The sequence below is a fragment of the Stenotrophomonas sp. YJH_SMC_54 genome (assembly GCF_059368435.1).
In genome coordinates this window covers 1-16885 of record NZ_JCAFRS010000005.1, presented here as the reverse complement: position 1 = coordinate 16885, position 16885 = coordinate 1, and the positions used below count along the sequence as shown (strand labels likewise).

At 67.7% G+C, this 16885-nt stretch carries 16 protein-coding genes and 1 pseudogene; 7 read left to right on the top strand and 10 right to left on the bottom strand.

Going from position 1 to position 16885, the window contains the following annotated elements; all coding sequences use genetic code 11:
* Positions 1 to 49 precede the first annotated feature (49 nt).
* Together AC5P5S_RS07200 and AC5P5S_RS07195 are read left to right on the top strand one after the other, a co-directional pair.
* Complete coding sequence (locus AC5P5S_RS07200; RefSeq protein WP_005410372.1) at positions 50 to 502, top strand: SufE family protein; 453 nt, start codon at positions 50 to 52, stop codon at positions 500 to 502.
* On the top strand, positions 499 to 1746 hold the full coding sequence (locus AC5P5S_RS07195) for an MFS transporter (protein ID WP_005414014.1): 1248 nt from the start codon (positions 499 to 501) through the stop codon (positions 1744 to 1746). The genes AC5P5S_RS07200 and AC5P5S_RS07195 overlap by 4 nt, the downstream gene beginning before the upstream one ends.
* Before the next feature lie 370 nt (positions 1747 to 2116).
* Here AC5P5S_RS07195 and dksA read toward each other — a convergent pair whose 3' ends face one another.
* Complete coding sequence (dksA, locus tag AC5P5S_RS07190; protein ID WP_005410374.1) at positions 2117 to 3346, bottom strand: RNA polymerase-binding protein DksA; 1230 nt, start codon at positions 3344 to 3346, stop codon at positions 2117 to 2119.
* Positions 3347 to 3618: 272 nt separating this feature from the next.
* Here dksA and yidD point away from each other — a divergent pair, with 272 nt between their 5' ends.
* From yidD to AC5P5S_RS07175, 3 genes are read left to right on the top strand one after another with little or no spacing between them, the layout of a single operon-like run.
* Positions 3619 to 3873 carry a membrane protein insertion efficiency factor YidD gene (yidD, locus tag AC5P5S_RS07185; protein WP_005414016.1) on the top strand — a complete coding sequence of 85 codons (255 nt, stop codon included), beginning with the start codon at positions 3619 to 3621 and terminating at the stop codon, positions 3871 to 3873.
* Position 3874: 1 nt separating this feature from the next.
* Positions 3875 to 5221, top strand: a complete 1347-nt coding sequence (locus AC5P5S_RS07180; RefSeq protein ID WP_012480835.1) for a dihydroorotase — start codon at positions 3875 to 3877, stop codon at positions 5219 to 5221.
* Complete coding sequence (locus AC5P5S_RS07175; protein WP_049397344.1) at positions 5221 to 6069, top strand: M23 family metallopeptidase; 849 nt, start codon at positions 5221 to 5223, stop codon at positions 6067 to 6069. The genes AC5P5S_RS07180 and AC5P5S_RS07175 overlap by 1 nt, the downstream gene beginning before the upstream one ends.
* 104 nt (positions 6070 to 6173) lie before the next feature.
* Here the strand turns inward: AC5P5S_RS07175 and AC5P5S_RS07170 are convergent, their stop codons facing one another.
* The 5 genes from AC5P5S_RS07170 to efp all read right to left on the bottom strand — a co-directional run bounded on the left by AC5P5S_RS07170 (position 6174) and on the right by efp (position 10434).
* On the bottom strand, positions 6174 to 6878 hold the full coding sequence (locus AC5P5S_RS07170; protein WP_062607447.1) for a squalene/phytoene synthase family protein: 705 nt from the start codon (positions 6876 to 6878) through the stop codon (positions 6174 to 6176).
* A gap of 11 nt (positions 6879 to 6889) precedes the next feature.
* Positions 6890 to 7585 (bottom strand): phosphoglycolate phosphatase, encoded by a 696-nt coding sequence (locus tag AC5P5S_RS07165; protein ID WP_062607450.1) that lies wholly within the window; start codon positions 7583 to 7585, stop codon positions 6890 to 6892.
* Positions 7582 to 8298 (bottom strand): bifunctional 2-polyprenyl-6-hydroxyphenol methylase/3-demethylubiquinol 3-O-methyltransferase UbiG, encoded by a 717-nt coding sequence (gene ubiG, locus AC5P5S_RS07160; RefSeq protein ID WP_005410379.1) that lies wholly within the window; start codon positions 8296 to 8298, stop codon positions 7582 to 7584. Before ubiG ends, AC5P5S_RS07165 begins: the two co-directional genes overlap by 4 nt.
* A 25-nt stretch (positions 8299 to 8323) precedes the next feature.
* Positions 8324 to 9667: a TRZ/ATZ family hydrolase gene (locus tag AC5P5S_RS07155; RefSeq protein WP_062607452.1), complete on the bottom strand. Its 1344-nt coding sequence runs from the start codon at positions 9665 to 9667 to the stop codon at positions 8324 to 8326.
* Positions 9668 to 9867: 200 nt separating this feature from the next.
* Positions 9868 to 10434: an elongation factor P gene (gene efp / locus AC5P5S_RS07150; RefSeq protein WP_005410381.1), complete on the bottom strand. Its 567-nt coding sequence runs from the start codon at positions 10432 to 10434 to the stop codon at positions 9868 to 9870.
* A 120-nt stretch (positions 10435 to 10554) separates the two neighbouring features.
* Here efp and epmB point away from each other — a divergent pair, with 120 nt between their 5' ends.
* A complete protein-coding gene (gene epmB / locus AC5P5S_RS07145) occupies positions 10555 to 11571 on the top strand; it encodes an EF-P beta-lysylation protein EpmB (RefSeq protein ID WP_062607454.1) in 1017 nt (338 codons plus the stop codon).
* 66 nt (positions 11572 to 11637) lie between these two features.
* Here the strand turns inward: epmB and AC5P5S_RS07140 are convergent, their stop codons facing one another.
* The 3 genes from AC5P5S_RS07140 to AC5P5S_RS07130 are packed head-to-tail and all read right to left on the bottom strand — an operon-like array spanning position 11638 to position 15510.
* Positions 11638 to 13764 carry a putative bifunctional diguanylate cyclase/phosphodiesterase gene (locus tag AC5P5S_RS07140; protein WP_062607456.1) on the bottom strand — a complete coding sequence of 709 codons (2127 nt, stop codon included), beginning with the start codon at positions 13762 to 13764 and terminating at the stop codon, positions 11638 to 11640.
* Positions 13761 to 14693, bottom strand: coding sequence for a phosphate/phosphite/phosphonate ABC transporter substrate-binding protein (locus AC5P5S_RS07135; protein ID WP_043035356.1), 933 nt, complete (start codon positions 14691 to 14693; stop codon positions 13761 to 13763). The genes AC5P5S_RS07140 and AC5P5S_RS07135 overlap by 4 nt, the downstream gene beginning before the upstream one ends.
* A 46-nt stretch (positions 14694 to 14739) precedes the next feature.
* Positions 14740 to 15510 (bottom strand): RNA methyltransferase, encoded by a 771-nt coding sequence (locus AC5P5S_RS07130; RefSeq protein ID WP_005414025.1) that lies wholly within the window; start codon positions 15508 to 15510, stop codon positions 14740 to 14742.
* A gap of 120 nt (positions 15511 to 15630) precedes the next feature.
* On the opposite strand from AC5P5S_RS07130, the gene AC5P5S_RS07125 reads away from it, so the two are divergent.
* The gene (locus AC5P5S_RS07125; protein WP_005410386.1) at positions 15631 to 16458 is read left to right on the top strand and encodes an inositol monophosphatase family protein; all 828 of its coding nucleotides are present in this window, start codon (positions 15631 to 15633) and stop codon (positions 16456 to 16458) included.
* Between the two features lie 305 nt (positions 16459 to 16763).
* Here the strand turns inward: AC5P5S_RS07125 and AC5P5S_RS07120 are convergent.
* Positions 16764 to 16885, bottom strand: a pseudogene (locus AC5P5S_RS07120) (IS110 family transposase); the annotation flags it as partial.

The window sequence follows — 16885 nt, the reverse complement described above, 5'->3', positions numbered from 1 at the left end:
CCCTGCCCCGTGCCGGCCCGCCGGCCACGCCCCCACTGTAGAGACTGTTGTGACCGACTCCCCGTTCCCGCTTGAACCTACCGCCGCCGAGGCCCAGACCGCCATCGCCGAGGAATTCGGCTTCTTCGGCGACTGGTCCGAGCGCTACCAGTACCTGATCGACCTCGGCCGCAAGCTGCCCGCCTTCCCGGACGAATGGAAGACCGAAGAGCACCGCCTGCTCGGCTGCCAGTCGATGGTCTGGATCGTGCCGGAAGGCAACGCGCAGTCGCTGCGCTTCCATGCCATCAGTGATTCGGCCATCGTTTCCGGCCTGATCTTCCTGGCCCTGCGCGTGTACTCCGGGCGCTCGGCACAGGAAATCCTGGACACCGAGCCCAGCTACATCCAGGACATCGGCCTGGCCCGTCACCTCTCCCCCACCCGCAGCAACGGCGTGGCGGCGATGCTGGCCTTCATCCGCGAGACCGCGCAGGCCCAGCTGCAGCGCGACCCGTCGTGAGCGAGCCTGCCACAGCCGAAGACACCGCGCTGGGCCTGCTGTCCCGGCCCGGTTTCGCCAAGCTGCTGGCCTACCGCATCTTCGCGATGCTGTCCTACCAGGTGGTGGCGGTCACCGTCGGCTGGCACATCTACGAAGTCACCCGCAATCCGTTCTCGCTGGGCCTGGTCGGCCTAGCCGAGGTGCTGCCGTTCTTCTGCGTGGCACCGTTCGCCGGCTATCTGGTCGACCACCTGCCGCGCCGCCGGCTGGGCATGGTCGCCTGTTCCGGGCTGATCGCCACGGCGCTGGTGCTGACCGGCGTTGCGACGGGTTGGCTGCCGTTCGAGGGCGTGTGGCCCATCTATGCGGCCATCGCCCTGACCGGCATGGTCCGCGCCTTCCTGTCGCCAATCTACAACGCACTGTTCGCCCGCGTGCTGGCCCGCGACCAGTTCGCGCGTGGCGCCGGACTGGGTGCCGTGGTGTTCCAGGCCGGCATGGTGGCCGGCCCGGCGCTGGGCGGAGTGCTGGTCGGCTTCGGCGGCAAGGGCCTGTCCTACGCGGTGGCTACGGCCTTTGCCCTGGTGGCGATGGCCTGCCTGGCCACGCTGAAAGTGGAGGAGCCGGTGCACACCGGTCCGGCCGCGCCGATCTTCAAGAGCATCGCCGAAGGCGCGCGATTCGTGGTCGGCAACCGGATCATGGTCGGCGCGATGGCGCTGGACATGTTCTCGGTGCTGCTGGGCGGCGTGGTGGCGATGCTGCCGGCCTTCCTGCACGAAATCCTGCACCACGGTCCGGAGGGCCTCGGCATCCTGCGCGCGATGCCGGCGCTCGGTTCGGTGTGCGTGGGCCTGTGGCTGGCCCGCCACCCGCTGCACCGCAATGCCGGCCGCGTGTTGCTGTTCGCGGTGGCGGGGTTCGGCCTGTGCGTGATCGGCTTCGGCCTGTCGCAGCACTTCTGGCTGTCGGCGCTGATCCTGCTGTTCTATGGGGCCTTCGATGGCGTTTCGGTGGTGATCCGCTCGACCATCCTGCAGTTGGCCACGCCGGAAGAAATGCGCGGACGGGTGTCGTCGATCAACGGCATCTTCATCAGTTCGTCCAACGAGCTGGGCGCGTTCTATGCCGGCACGATGGCCCGTCTGCTGGGGCTGGTGCCTGCAGTGGTGCTGGGTGGGTTTGCGGTGCTGAGCGTGGCCGGGATCACCGCGTGGAAGAACCCGACGCTGCGGAAGTTGAATCTTCGCGACCTGCAGTGAGCCTGCGAACAGCGGATTCGGCGGCGCCGGGCGTTTGGCTGGCCACGTCACTTTCCCTCGATGAATGGGTTTGTCACTTTCTTTGCGCGCGCAAAGAAAGTAACCAAAGAAACGCGCCGCCATCCGCGAGCCGGTGCTGCGCACCGGTGCCCTGCGCTCCTCGGTGAATCAGGGGACGGCGCCGAACTCGCTGCGCTCAAACAGCGGCGCCTCTTCGCCCCGATTCCCCTGCGGTGCTCGGCTCGCTACAAGGCGGACCCAAGTCAACGGCCACAACTGCCCGTGCCAGCCACGGTCGCTTACCGACGATCCCCCAACAAAAAACCCGGCCGAAGCCGGGTTTTCTGCATGACCATACAACGAGCGGGAATCAGTCGCCCTGCTGCTTCTGCAGGTGCTCCCAACGCTCCTGGGCGTCGATGGTGCGTTCGGCGGTGAGGCGCGCTTCCAGGCGCTCCAGGCCGATTTCCTCGCCGGTGTCGACGCAGTAACCGTAGTCGCCCGCTTCCAGGCGCTTCAGGGTGCTGTCGATCTTGCCGATCAGCTTGCGATAGCGGTCGCGGGTACGCAGTTCCAGCGAGTTCTCGGTCTCGCGGGTCGCACGCTCGGCTTCGTCGCCGATGTCACGCACTTCCTCGCGCAGGTTCTCGATGGTCTGCTTGGACTCTTCCACCAGGTCCGCGCGCCAGTTCTGCAGGCGCTGGCGGAAGTACTCCTGCTGCAGCGGGCTCATGTATTCCTCTTCCGAGGACGGCTTGTAGCCAGCCGGCAGGATCGGGCGGCCGGTGGCCTCGTCGGTCTTGTACTCGACCACCTTGTACTTGCTGCGCGGGGCCGGTGCCGCCGAGCGGGCGGCGACGGCCACGGCAACCTTGCCGACAGGGCGCGACACGGTCTTCGGGGCGGAATCGGATTTCACGGCGGTTTTGGCAGGCGATTTCGAAACGGGCACGGGATTCTTGGATTGCGGGGCCTTCGAGGCGGCAGGAGCGGCGGCCGGGGCCGGCTTGGAGGCCGGTTGGGCTGCTGCCACTGCCACGGTCTTGGCCGGGACAGGCTTGGCCGGAGCCGGCTTGGCAGCAGGCTTCGGTGCGGACTTCACTACTGGGGCCGGGGTCGGCTTTACGGCCGGCGCGGCAACATTCTTGGCAACCTTCTTTACAGCGGCAGGTGTGGCGACCGGCTTGGCCGCAGCGACCTTCTTTGCTGCGGGCTTGGCGACCGGCTTGGCTGCAGCCTTCTTCACCACCGCCTTCGGCGCCGGCTTGGTTGCTGCCTTCTTCGCCACTGGCTTGGCGGCAGCCTTCTTCACCGGCGCGGCCTTGCTGGCGGCCTTCTTCACCACCGGCGCCTTCTTGCTGGCAGCGGCAGGCTTGGCCTTGGCGGGCGCAGCAGCCTTCTTGGCCACCGGCTTGGTTGCCTTGACCGGCGTTTTCTTTGCGGTGGCCTTCCTGGCCGCCGGTTGCGAGGACGCTGCCTTGGTCGCCGGCTTGCTGGCCGGTTTCCTGGCAACGGGCTTTGCCGCCAACTTCTTCACAACAGGCTTGGCGGTTTTCTTGGCGGCCGTTGCGGCCTTCTTTGCAGTTTTTTTAGCAGCCACGAAACGCTCTTCCTTGGATTCCCCGGGGCCCGGGAAAGCGGGCCTTTATAGCCTACCCGACCCGCAGCAGCAACCTCGGCACCCTGCTCCATTCAGTCCTGGAGTCAAGGCGCCCTTGGAGGCAGTCCGACGAACACGGACCGCCTTGCGCGGTACGGAACCTGGCCAGCACCCGCAGGTGCTGGTACCGGTCGCAGGCCATCGGCGACATGCGACCAACGGCCCATCCTGCACAAATGCGGCCTTCATGCCAACTGGCATAAGATGACTGGGTGATCTCGCGCCTGCTCATTGCCTTGCTGCGCTTCTACAAGCGCTTCATCAGCCCCTTGCTGGGGCCACGCTGCCGTTTCGTGCCGAGCTGTTCTGAATACGCGATGGAAGCCATCTCGCGGCACGGCCCGCTGCGCGGCAGCTGGCTGGCTGCACGCCGGCTCGGTCGCTGCCACCCGTTCCATCCCGGCGGCTTCGACCCCGTGCCCGAGTCTCCCAACGCCCCCTCTTGCCGTTGCACAGGAAAACACTGACATGTCCTCCACCCTCATCACCAACGCCCGGATGGTCAACGAAGGCCGCACCTTCGACGGCGACCTGCGCATCGAGAACGGCCGCATCGCGCAGATCGGCAGCGGGCTGGCGCCGCGCGACGGCGAGCAGGTGGTGGATGCGGCCGGACGCTGGCTGCTGCCCGGCATGATCGATGACCAGGTGCACTTCCGCGAACCGGGCCTGACCCACAAGGGCGACATCGCCAGCGAATCGGCCGCGGCCGTGGCCGGTGGCCTGACCAGCTTCATGGACATGCCCAACACCAACCCGCCGACGCTGGATTCGACCATCCTGGAAGCCAAGTACGAGCTCGCGCGCGGCCGCGCCTGGGCCAACTATGGCTTCTACCACGGCGCCAGCAATGACAACCTCGACGCGATCCGTGCCCTGGATCCAAAAAAGGCCCCGGGCGTGAAGGTGTTCATGGGTGCTTCGACCGGCAACATGCTGGTGGACAACCCGGAAACGCTGGATGCGATCTTCCGCGAATGCCCGACCCCGATCATCACGCACTGCGAAGACACGCCGATGATCGATGCCAACCTGAAGGCCTTCCAGGAAAAGTACGGCGATGCGCTGACCCCTGACATGCATCCGGACATCCGTTCGCGCGAGGCCTGCATCAAGTCGACCCGGCTGGCGATGTCGCTGGCGCGCAAGCACGGCACCCGCCTGCATGTGCTGCACATCTCCACCGCCGACGAGCTGGCGCTGTTCGAGAAGGGCCCGCTGATCCGCGCCGACGGCAGCCGCAAGCAGATCACCGCCGAGACCTGCGTGCACTTCCTGCACTTCGCGCGCCCAGACTATGCGACCAAGGGCAACCTGATCAAGTGCAACCCGGCCATCAAGGAAGTGTCCGACCGCGAGGCGATCACCGCTGCGCTGGCCGACGACGTGCTGGACGTGCTGGCCACCGACCACGCGCCGCACACCTGGGAAGAGAAGCAGAAGCCGTACGCGCAGGCACCGTCGGGCCTGCCGCTGGTGCAGTACGCGCTGGTGGCCGCGCTGGAGCGCGTGCACGAAGGCAAGCTGACCCGCGAACAGGTGGTGCAGAAATTCGCCCACGCGCCGGCACAGTTGTTCGACGTGGAAGAACGCGGCTTCCTGCGCGAAGGCTACTTCGCCGACCTGGTGCTTGTGGAAGACGTGCCGTTCACCGTCAAGCGCGAGGACGTGCTGTCCAAGTGCGGCTGGTCGCCGTTCGAAGGCACGACCTTCCGTTCGCGCGTGGCCTCCACCTGGGTGAACGGCCAGCTGGTGTGGGACGGCAGCAAACTGGTGGGCGAGCCCGCCGGCCAGCGCATGACCTACGACCGCTGATGCGCGCGGCTCTATTTACCGGGGCGCTGCTGCTGGCGGCACCCCTGCTCAGCGTACCGTCGGCTCACGCGCAGGATGGCATCGGCAGCCTGATCGACAGCCGCGTGGTGTTCCCGGCCAGTGCGTCGCAGGGCGCACTGGTGATCGGCAAGGTGCCCGCCGGCAGCCGCGTGCAGTACGCCGGTCGCCAGCTGCGGGTGAGCGGCTACGGCAGCGTGGTGCTCGGCATCGGCCGCGACGAGAAGGGACCATTGCGCGTGCAGGTGCAGCGCCCTGATGGCGGCAGCGAGACCGCGACCATTGCGGTGACGCCGCGCGACTGGCCCACCGAGCGGGTCAACGGCGTGCCGCCGAAGACGGTCAATCCGCCGCCGGCGATTGCCGAGCGGATCAAGCGCGAACAGGCGCAGGTGACCGCCGCGCGTGCCCGCGATGACGACCGCACCGACTTCACCCAGACCTTCATCTGGCCGGTGCAGGGCCGCATCAGCGGTCGCTTCGGCAATGCGCGCGTGTACAACGGACAGCCCGGTGCCGGTCATTCCGGCATGGACATCGCGGTACCGACCGGCACGCCGGTGAAGGCACCGGCCGCCGGCATCGTCACCTTCGCCGGGCCGGACCTGTACCTGACCGGCGGTACGCTGCTGCTCGACCACGGTTTCGGGGTCAGCTCCAACTTCCTGCATCTGTCGCGCATCGACGTAAAAGTTGGCGACCGTGTGGAACAAGGCCAGGTGATCGCCGCGGTCGGCGCCACCGGCCGTGCCACCGGCCCGCACCTGCACTGGGGCATGAACTGGTTCGATACCCGTATCGATCCGCTACTGGTACTGGAACGCAAGTAACGCGCGCAATGCGCTTTGGTGGGTGCCAACCTTGGTCGCACAACCTCACAGAGCGTGCGGACCAAGGTCCGCACCCACCAGAAGCAGTCAACAGCGCCGATCGATCAACCGCGCGCAGCCCACCACACGCGCAACAAGGTGCGCACCGGGGTCGCTTCAATCGGCTTGCCTGCGGCCTGCGCGGCAACGCGGGCGCGCGCCAGGCTGGACCACACACGGCGCGGTCGCGGGCCGGGCACGCGCGTGCCCCAGTCCTTCAACAGATGCTGCGCCCAGCGCTGTGCAGCCGTGCTGGCATCACCGTCCAGCAGGCTGCGCGGTACACCGGCCACGCCGGCGTCCTGCAGGCGCTGGGCCAGGGTCTGCAACTGCACCGCGCGACCGGCACCGGTGCGCGGCTTGTCCGCGAACAAGGCCGCCTCGACCGCAGCCACGGCTTCAGCGTAGTTGGCCAGCGCACGCTCGGCGCTGGCCGCATCCAGCGCTACCGTGCGCGCTTCAACCAGATCCGGCAGGGCCTCGGCCAGCTGCGCCCACGGCGCACGCACCGGCTCCAGCAGACGGCCCAGTGGATGGCGCGAACGATGCCCGGCCCAGCTGCGCAGTTCCTCGCCCCACCATGCCAGCTTGGCATCGGCCGGCAGCGGATCGCCGCCGGTATTGAGCATGTCGTCGAACTCCTGCAGCAGCGCGAACCACGCCACGGCAAGCTCGCGTTGCGATTCGGCCACGAACGGGGCGGCCACCGACCATTCCGGCCAACGGCTGCGCCACTTGTCGAGGAAACTGTCCAGCGCGGTACTGCTCACTACGTGATTCCTTACGGCTGGGCCGGGGCTGCCGGCCGGGTCGGCCAGAGACTGGCCAGTTGCAGAAGTTCGGCGCTCTCGACCAGCACGTCGGCCTGCCAGGCCAGCGGGTCGTCGCTGTGCAGGCGGTAGCCCCACAGCGCCGCCACCGACGGCATGGCGGCAGCGCGTGCGGCGATGATGTCGCGCTCGTCGTCACCCACGTATACGCAGTCTTCGGCGGCGATGCCGATCGCCTGCGCAGCGTGCAGCAGCGGCAGCGGGTGCGGCTTGCGTTCGGCCAGGCTGTCACCGCCGACCAGCACCGCGCAGCGCTGCTGCCAGCCATGCTGCGGCAGGATCAGGCGCGCCAGGTACTCGGGTTTGTTGGTGACGATGCCCCACACCGTACCGGCCTCATCCAGCGCGGCGAGCATGCCGGCCACGCCGTCGAACAGCACTGCGTGCTGGCCGATCAACGCTTCATAGCGCTGCAGGAATTCCGGGATCAGTGCATCGCGCGCAGCGGCATCCAGGTCCGGGAACGCGGCCGAGACCATCGCCCGCGAGCCCTTCGACACCACCGGGCGCAGTGCGGCCGGATCGATGGGTGCACGACCACGCTCGGCCAGCATCGCGTTGCAGGTGGCGACGAAGTCCGGCGCGCTGTCCAGCAACGTGCCATCCAGGTCGAACAGCACCGCACGCGGGAAGCGGGCGGAGGTCATGCCGGCTTGACCGCGTAGGCCAGGTAGTTGATGTCGGTGCGGCTGCTCAGGCGGGCGTGGTTGCGCCACGGCTCGTAGGCCATGCCGCTGACGTCCACCAGCTGCATGTCGGCCTCGCGCAGCCAGCGCGCCAGCTCGGCCGGCTTGATGAATTCCTGGTAGTGGTGCGTGCCCTTGGGCAGCAGCCGCGCGACGTACTCGGCACCGACAATCGCCACTGCGAAGGCGGCAGCGGTGCGGTTGATGGTCGACAGGAACAGGTGGCCGCCCGGCTTCAGCAGGCGCTTGCAGGCCTCGATGATCGCGCCCGGGTCCGGCACGTGCTCCAGCATTTCCATGCAGGTCACCACATCGAAGCTGCCCGGCTGCTCGGCGGCCAGGTCCTCGGCGGCCTGCACCCGGTAATCGACCTTGGCGCCGCTTTCCAGCGCATGCAGGCGCGCGACCTTGACCAGCTCCGGCGCCAGGTCGATGGCGGTGACGTCGGCGCCGGCCTGGGCCAGCGCTTCGCTCAACAGGCCGCCACCGCAACCGATGTCGAGCACACGTGCGCCGCGCAGCGGAACGCGGTCGGCCACGTATTTCAGGCGCACCGGGTTCAGCGCATGCAGCGGCTTCTGCGGGCCGTCAGCGTCCCACCAGCGGTTGGCCAGCGCGGCGAACTTGTCCAGCTCGGCCTGATCGAAATTGGAGGAAGCGTGGGGGGCAGTCATGAGGGAGTCCTTGCGGCGCCGGGGTTCAGGCGCGGATATGACGGATGCGCTCGCGCCACTGGCGCGCGTTGGCGATGATGCCCGGCAGGTCCATGCCGACCAGCTCGCGCTGCACCAGCTTCGGCTTGCCGGCGATCCAGACGTCGCTGACCTGCTGGCGGCCGGTGGCGTACACCAGCTGCGACAGCACGTTGTGCAGCGGCTGGGTTTCCAGTGCGGACAGGTCGACGCAGACCAGGTCGGCCTGCTTGCCGACTTCGATCGAACCGATGCGCTCGCCGAAGCCCAGCGCGCGGGCACCGCCCAGGGTGGACGCGCGCAGCGTGGTCGCAGCGTCCAGCGCGGTGGCGTCATCGGCCACGGCCTTGGCCAGGATCGCCGCGGTGCGGTTCTCGCTGAACATGTCCAGGTCGTTGTTGCTGGCGCAGCCGTCGGTGCCGATCGCCAGATTCACGCCAGCACGCTGCAGGGCGCAGGCCGGGCAGAAACCGGAGGCGAGCTTCAGGTTCGATTCCGGACAGTGCACCACGCTGACGCCACGCTCGGCGCACAGGTGGATTTCCGCATCGGTCAGCTGGGTCATGTGCACCGCGATCAGGCGGTCATTGACCAGGCCGAGGCGATCCAGCCGCGCCAGCGGGCGCTGGCCATGCAGCTTGATCGAATCGTTGATCTCCTGCGCGGTCTCGTGGGTGTGCAGGTGCACCTGCATGTCGAGCTGGTCGGACAGCATCCGCACCCGCTCGAAGTTGGCATCGTTGACCGTATACGGCGCATGCGGCGCGAACGCGGTGCCGATCAGTGGATCGGTGCGCCACTGGTCATGCAGTTCACCGGCCTTGGCGAAGTACTCGTCGTCGGTCTTGGCCCAGGCGGTGGGGAAATCGATGATGACCGCGCCGACCAGCGCGCGGAAACCATGCTTCTTGTAGACGGCGGCCTGCACATCGCCGAAGAAGTAGTTCTCGTTGGCGCAGGTGGTGCCGCCGCGCAGCATCTCGGCGATGGCCAGGGTGGTGCCGTCGGCGACGAATTCGGGGCCGATCACCGCCGCTTCCACCGGCCAGATGTGCTGCTGCAGCCAGGTCATCAGCGGCAGGTCGTCGGCGACGCCGCGCAGCAGGGTCATCGGGTTGTGCGTGTGCGCATTGACCAGGCCCGGCATCAGCGCCGCCTCGGGGCGGCTGACCACCTGGGTGGCGCGGAACCGTGCGCGCGCCTCGGCACGCGACAGGATGGCCACGATCTCGCTGCCACGCACGGCAACGGCATGGTCTTCCAGCACCACCGCATGCGGCTCGATCGGAACGACGTAACCGGCTTCGATGAGCAGGTCGCAGGCTTCGGGGAGGTGCGGGCTATCGCTCATGCGGGCTCACTGGCTGGGGGGCGGCGAGATACTTCTGGGGGACACGCCCCTGAGTCAGGGGCTGCCGCGAAGCGGCGGGGTCTGGAGACCCGTGAAGCGGGGCCCATGATCTGCCGAAGCAGATCATGGGAGCGCCAGCGCGAACGCGATGGCGCGTATCCGGCCAGCGGCCGGCACTATCGTAATCCGGCTGCGCCGGATTACTTGACGCGTGCGGAGTATTCGCCCGAACGGGTGTCGACGCGGATCACTTCGTCCTGGTTCACGAACAGCGGCACGCGGACCACGGCGCCGGTTTCCAGCGTGGCCGGCTTGCCGCCGCCGCCCGAGGTGTCGCCACGGACGCCCGGATCGGTTTCGGTGATCTTCAGCTCGACGAAGTTCGGCGGCTGCACGAAGATCGGCTCACCGTTCCACAGGGTGACCACGCAGGACTCCTCGCCCTTCAGCCACTTCTCGGCGCCGCCCATGCCGGCCTTGGTGGCCTGGACCTGCTCGAAGGATTCCGGGTCCATGAAGTGCCAGTACTCGCCGTCGCTGTACATGAAGTTCATGTCGGTATCGACGACGTCGGCTGCATCCAGCGAGTCGGTCGACTTCATGGTCACTTCCTGGGTACGGCCGTCCTTGATCAGGCGGTACTTCACGCGGGTGAAGGCCTGGCCCTTGCCCGGCTTGACGTATTCGGTGTCGATGATGACGGCCGGTTGGTTGTTGACCAGGATCTTCATCCCGTTCTTGACGTCGTTCATGCCGTAGCTGGCCATGCGTAAACTCCTGAGTGGCAAAAACGCCGCGGGTGCGGCGAGCCGTTAGAATGGAAAGCCCACCGGATGCCGGTGGGCGACTGTTTTTCTGCCCCCATGATAACCGCAGGCCCCCTCTCCATGCAGCTTTCCGCCTTCCCCCGGCCCCAGTCGCCAGGCGCGCCCGCGCGCTGGCAGCAGCTCTGGCGCCAGGCACTGCGCGACCCGCAGGCGCTGCTGGCCCGGCTGCAGCTGGACCCGGCGGCACTGGGCGTCTCCGAAGCGGCCATGGCCCAGTTCGCGCTGCGCGTGCCGGAGGGGTTCGTGGCCCGCATGCGCAAGGGCGATCCGGCCGATCCGCTGCTGCGGCAGGTGCTGCCGATCGACGAGGAAATGCGCCCGGCGCCCGGGTTCAGCTTCGATGCGGTGGGTGATGGTGCCGCCAAGAAGGCCACCGGCGTCATCCAGAAGTACCGTGGCCGCGCCCTGCTGGTGGCGACGGGCAGCTGTGCGATCAACTGCCGCTACTGCTTCCGCCGCCACTTCGACTATGGCGCGGAAAATGCAGCCAAGGGCGGCTGGCAGGAGGCCGTAGCCGCCATCGCCGCCGACCCCGACATCGACGAGGTGATCCTGTCCGGCGGTGACCCGCTGTCGCTGGCCACGCACAAGCTGGTCGAGCTGACCGACGCCCTGCGCGCGATCCCGCATATCCGCCGCCTGCGCATCCATACCCGGCTGCCGATCGTGCTGCCCGAGCGCGTGGACGATGAACTGGTCACCTGGCTGGGCAGCCTGCCGTGGCCGCTGGCGGTCGTGGTCCACGCCAACCATGCCAATGAATTCGATGCCAGCGTGGACGCGGCGATGGCCCGCCTGCGCGGCATCGGCGCCCAGCTGCTGAACCAGGCGGTATTGCTGCGCGGGGTCAACGACAGCGTGCAGGCCCTGCAGGACCTGAGCGAGCGCAGCTTCGCCGCCGGCGTGCTGCCCTACTACCTGCACCAGCTGGACCGGGTCGAGGGCGTGGCCCACTTCGAAGTGGACGACACCCGGGCCAAGGCATTGATTGCCGGGTTGACCGCGCGCCTGTCCGGCTATCTGGTCCCGAAGCTGGTGCGCGAACTGCCCGGCGACCCGAGCAAGCGCCCGGTGTAATTCCGTAGCGGGGCCATCCCTTTTCCTGCGGAAAAGGGATCTGACCCCAGGCACAACGTCAATCGGTCAAACGCCCGATTCGATCATCCGCACCACTTCGGTGGCAGTGACCGGGTGGCTCAGCCAGTAGCCCTGCCCCAGATCGCAGCCGCGCTGCGCCAGCAGCTCGAACTGCGCCTGCTGCTCGATACCCTCGGCCACCACCGTGATGCCCAGCGCGTGGGCCATGGCGATGATCGCCGTGGTCAATGCGAGGTCGTCGGGATCACGCTGCATGTCGGCCACGAAGCTCTTGTCGATCTTCACGCCGTCCACCGGCACCTGGCGCAGATGGCTCAAGCCGGAGAATCCGGTGCCGAAGTCGTCCAGCCAGACCTTCACGCCGGTGCGGTGAAGCTTGTCCAGCAGCTGCGCGGCGACCATCTCGTCACCGATCACCGCGGTCTCGGTCAGCTCCAGATGCAGGCGCGACGCTGGCAGCCCGGACTCATGCAGGCATTGCGCGACCAGCGCCGGCAGTTCGCCGCCGCGCAGCTGCCGCGGTGACACGTTCACCGACACGAACAGGTCGTCGCCGGCCGCCCCGCGCGGCCACTGCGAGGCCTCCATGCAGGCCGCACGCAGTACTTTCGGGCCGATGATCTCGATCAGACCACTCTGCTCGGCCACCTCGATGAACACCGATGGCGGAATCGTGCCCAGGGTCGGATGCTGCCAGCGCAGCAGCACTTCGACGCCGACCATGCGGCGGTCGCGCATGCGGAAGATCGGCTGGTAGGCCAGGCGCAGTTCGCCGCGCTCCCAGGCCCCGCGCAGCTCCTGTTCCATATGCACGCGACGTTCGACCGCGTGGTCCATCGCCCGGCTGTAGTAGCGATAGCAGTTCTTGCCGGCCATCTTCGCCTGGTACATGGCGATGTCGCCGTTTTTCAACAGGGTGGTCGCATCGGCCGCATCGTCGGGAAACAGGGTCACGCCGATCGAGGTGCCCAGGAACAGCTCCCTGCCCTGCACCACCAGCGGCCTGCCCAGCTCGCGCACCAGCACTTCGGCCAGCAGCCGCGCGTTGGCGGCCACATCACCGTCGCCCACCAGGATCACGAACTCGTCACCGCCGAAGCGGGCCAGCAGGGCCTCGTCGCCGCCTGCCTCCGCAACGGCGCGGCCGATGCGCTGTGCGAACTGCAGCAACGCCTCGTCACCGGCCTCATGGCCAAGCGTGTCGTTGACCCGCTTGAAATCGTCGATGTCGGCGAACAGCAGGCCCAACCGGTGATTGGCGGCACGCGCGGCCATCAGCCGATGGTCCAGCGCTTCGCGGAATGCCAGCCGGTTGGTCAGCCCGGTCAGCGCGTCGGTATAGGCCATGCGCCGCACTTCACGGTCATGGCGGGCGATCGCATCGCGCATGCGGGCGAAGCCGCGCACCAGCTCACCCACTTCGTCGTCACGGGTGTTCTCGGCCAGGGGCGTCTGGTAGTCACCGGCCTCGATGCGGCGCGCGGCCGCGGCCAGATCGCGGATCGGCGCGACCAGCGTGCGCTGCACGTACAGGATCACCACCACGCCGATCACCACCAGCAACCCCAGCATCAGCAGCAACCAACCCAGGTGGCGGCTGCCGACCAGTTGCAGGCGCTCGCCAAGGGTGGCGTTGGCCGCCTGCTCGCGTTGCTGTACTTCGTCCAGCGCCATGCCGACGCGGACGCCGCCGATGCGCTGGTTGCCGACCATGATCGGCATCGTGTTGTCCAGCACCTTCGGCGATTCCTGCACCAGCAAGGCCTGCGCCGCCGCAGCCTTGGGTGCCAGGGGATCGCCCATCGGCTGGCCGAATCCCGGGACCTCGACCGAGCCGTCGTGCACCAGCCGGCCGCGCTCGTCGAACACCAGTACATAGCGCACCACCGGCTGTCGCGCCGTGCTGCGCACCAGCACGCCGACCTGGTCCAGGTCGCGGTAATACAGCGGGTTGGCCAGCGCATCGGACAACTCGCGCGCCATCGCCTCGCCGCGGCTGCGCACGCTGCGGTCGAACAATTCATGGATGACGCCACCGCTGAGGGTGCGCACCTCGCTCTGCATCGCCGTCTGGCGCCCCAGCAGCACCGCCAGAATGGCGACCACCACGACCATCGCTCCGCCCATCGCCAGCAGGAACCGGGCCTGCATCCCCGAGCCGAGCCACTTCATTCCACTTCCATCCGCACGCGCGTCAATCCTTGTTTCAATTCATCCAACCGCTGCTGCGCATGCGCATCGACACGGTGGAAACCGGAAGTGCCAAAAAACCGATGCAACGCGCCCTGTGCCTGCGGGTCGCTGGCTGCCTGCAGCAGGACTTCCTGCAGGCGGTCGCGCACCCGGGCATCGAGGTCGGCGCGGACCATCTCCACCGCACGCGGATAGGGTTCGGTACGCAGCAGTTCGCGGAAATCGCGTCGGAATGCAGACGGCACCCGCCGCTCGTCGTTCCAGTCCACGCTGCTCACCGCCCCCACATCCGCCATCCCCTTGTGCACGTATGTCGCGATGTTCAACTCGCTGCGCGCGAACACATACCCCACGCTGTCACGCCCTGGCACGTCCCAGACCCCGGCCAGGATCTGCGGCGACAGGCCATGGTCCAGCAGGGTCATCACCGGTACCAGGTAGGCGCTGGTGGATGCCGTGTTCTGCAGGGCCAGGCGATGGCCGCGCAGATCCTGCACCCGCTGGATGGGACTGTCGCTGCGCACGAAGAACACCGTCTGGTATTCGCGCACCCCGTTGCGCTCGGTCAACAGCAGCGGCCGCGCACCACTGCGCTGGCCCAGTGCCACCGCCGTACCGGAGGTTTCCGTGACCCAGTCGACCCGTCCCCGCCGCAGATAGCTGGCCATCTGCTGCGGGTCGCGGGCCATCAGTACCCGCCCCTCCTGGATGCCGACGTCATGCATGCGCGCCACCACGTAGTCCAGCAGGGGTTGCAGCTGCTCGTAGTGAGCCTGGGGGTCATCGCTGATCCGGCCCAGCACCAGCACCGGATCCGGTGCCGCATGCACGGCTCCGGCCAGCAGGACCATGGCCAGGCTCAGCAGTCCCCCCTGCATTGCCTTTCGCAGACCCGACACAGACGTCATCCCCCCTGGGTATCCAGACAGACTACCCGAAAAAATGAGAACGTCGTCAGCTGTCCTTGCTGCCGGCCTGGGCCAGACGCGCCATGCGCTGGGTATCGGCGAGGATGCCGCGCAACAGGCGCACTTCCTGCTCGCTCGGCTCGCTGCGCAGGAACAGGCGGCGCAGCTTGCGCATCGCCGATTCCGGCGCGCGGCCCTTGTGGAAATCGATCTCGTCCAGGGTGTCGCCGAGCTGGGCGAAGAAGCTCTCCATCTGCTCATGGCTGGCGGCCTGTTCGCGGAAGCCCGGCTCGGCGTCGGCGGCCGGCTGCGCGCCCAGCAGCTGCATGCGCGTTTCGTACGCCAGCACCTGCACGGCGGCGGCCAGGTTGAGCGAGCTGAACTCCGGGTCTGACGGGATGTGCACTGCGGCGTGGCAGAGCTGCAGCTCCTCGTTGGTCAGGCCGGTACGCTCGCGGCCGAATACCAGTGCGACCTCGGCACCTTCGCCCGCCTTGGCCACCGCACGGGCGGCAGCGTCGGCCGGCAGGTATTCCTCCAGCTGGACGCGGCGGGCACGGGCCGTGCAACCCAGTACCAGGCGGCAATCCGCCACGGCCTCGGCCAGGGTGGCCACCACCGGAGCGTCCCCCAGCACGTCTTCGGCACCGGCCGAGCGGCGGAAGGCCTCCTCGTCCAGCGGCTTTTCGGGGGCGACCAGCACCAGGCGGGCCAGGCCCATGGTCTTCAGGGCGCGGGCGGCAGCCCCCATGTTGCCGGGGTGCTGGGTACCGACCAGGACGAATCGGAGGCGGGTGGCGGCGGGAAACTGGGACATGAACAGGGAAAAGGTCGAGCTGGACGATGACCAATGGTAAACTGTGCGGCCGGCCACTGCGCCGGACCCGCTCTTTTCCCCCGCCAGTCCATCTCTTCTGCCTTTCCGGGAGCCCACGCCATGCAGAAACCCGCCGTCACCGTCATGGTCAAGGCCGCCCGCCTCGCCGGCAACGTCCTGTTGCGCAACATCAACAAGCTCGAGGCACTGAACGTGGTGCAGAAGGGCCGGATGGACTACGCCAGCGAAGTGGATGCGGACGCGGAAAAGGTCATCGTCAAGGAACTCAAGCGCGCCTACCCGGATTACGGCATCTTCGGTGAAGAAGGTGGCGTGCAGGGCGAGCGCCGCCAGATGTGGGTCATCGACCCGCTGGATGGCACCAGCAACTACCTGCGCGGCGTGCCGCACTACTGCGTGTCGATCGCCCTGGTCGAGAACGGCGAGCCGACCGATGCCGTCATCTTCGATCCGCTGCGCAATGAACTGTTCACCGCCAGCCGTGGCGCCGGCGCCGTGCTGAACGACCGCCGCATCCGCGTGGCCGACCGCAAGGATCTGGAAGGCACGATGATCCACACCGGCTTCGCCCCGCGCGAACGCAGCCGCGCCAGCGCGCAGCTGAAGTCGGTCGACACCCTGCTGGTCCAGGCTGAGGACATCCGCCGCACCGGTTCGGCCGCGCTGGACCTGGCCTACGTGGCCTGCGGCCGCGCCGACGCCTATTTCGAAGCCGGCGTGAAGGCGTGGGACATCGCTGCCGGGCTGCTGCTGGTCCGCGAGGCGGGTGGCAAGGTCTGCGACTTCAAGGGCGCGACCCTGGGCCGGATGGACAACCGTGGCCCGGAGACCCACCAGATCGTTGCCGGCAACCTGAAGGTGGCCGAGTCGCTGCAGAAGGTGCTGGTGAACACTGGCTACGCGGCGGAATTCGACGCGAAGTTCTGAGGTTTCGCGTAAAGCGGTTCATGGAGACGGCACCTGCGAAGGTGCCGTTTTCGTATCCGCAGTGATCGTGCTTGTCACTTTCTTTGCTCGTGCAAAGAAAGTAACCAAAGAAACACGCCGCCAGGGCGCGAGCCGATGCTGCGCATCGGTACCCTGCGCTCCTCGGCCCGCCGAGGGACGGTGCGGGAACTCGCTGCGCTCAGACACCCGCACCTCTTCGCCCTCGCCGGACCTGCGGTGCTCGGCTCGCTCAAGGCGGGTCCCAAGGTCAAATGCCACAGCTGCACCCAGTAGCAACTGTCTTGTCAGGGGCAGCCGAGGGCCACCTCGGCGTCTCGCTTACGGGCGTTGAGGATCACCAGCATTTTGCGCATGACCGCCACGAGCGCCACCTTGCTCGCTTTGCCCTTGGCCTTCAGGCCAGCGT

Coding starts and splice junctions, on each gene's coding strand:
- AC5P5S_RS07130 (WP_005414025.1), bottom strand. CDS start 15,510: ATGTCCCAGTTTCCCGCCGCCACCCGCCTCCGATTCGTCCTGGTCGGT.
- ubiG (WP_005410379.1), bottom strand. CDS start 8,298: ATGACTGCCCCCCACGCTTCCTCCAATTTCGATCAGGCCGAGCTGGAC.
- AC5P5S_RS07180 (WP_012480835.1), top strand. CDS start 3,875: ATGTCCTCCACCCTCATCACCAACGCCCGGATGGTCAACGAAGGCCGC.
- AC5P5S_RS07135 (WP_043035356.1), bottom strand. CDS start 14,693: ATGACGTCTGTGTCGGGTCTGCGAAAGGCAATGCAGGGGGGACTGCTG.
- efp (WP_005410381.1), bottom strand. CDS start 10,434: ATGGCCAGCTACGGCATGAACGACGTCAAGAACGGGATGAAGATCCTG.
- AC5P5S_RS07125 (WP_005410386.1), top strand. CDS start 15,631: ATGCAGAAACCCGCCGTCACCGTCATGGTCAAGGCCGCCCGCCTCGCC.
- AC5P5S_RS07175 (WP_049397344.1), top strand. CDS start 5,221: ATGCGCGCGGCTCTATTTACCGGGGCGCTGCTGCTGGCGGCACCCCTG.
- AC5P5S_RS07140 (WP_062607456.1), bottom strand. CDS start 13,764: ATGAAGTGGCTCGGCTCGGGGATGCAGGCCCGGTTCCTGCTGGCGATG.
- AC5P5S_RS07165 (WP_062607450.1), bottom strand. CDS start 7,585: ATGACCTCCGCCCGCTTCCCGCGTGCGGTGCTGTTCGACCTGGATGGC.
- AC5P5S_RS07155 (WP_062607452.1), bottom strand. CDS start 9,667: ATGAGCGATAGCCCGCACCTCCCCGAAGCCTGCGACCTGCTCATCGAA.
- epmB (WP_062607454.1), top strand. CDS start 10,555: ATGCAGCTTTCCGCCTTCCCCCGGCCCCAGTCGCCAGGCGCGCCCGCG.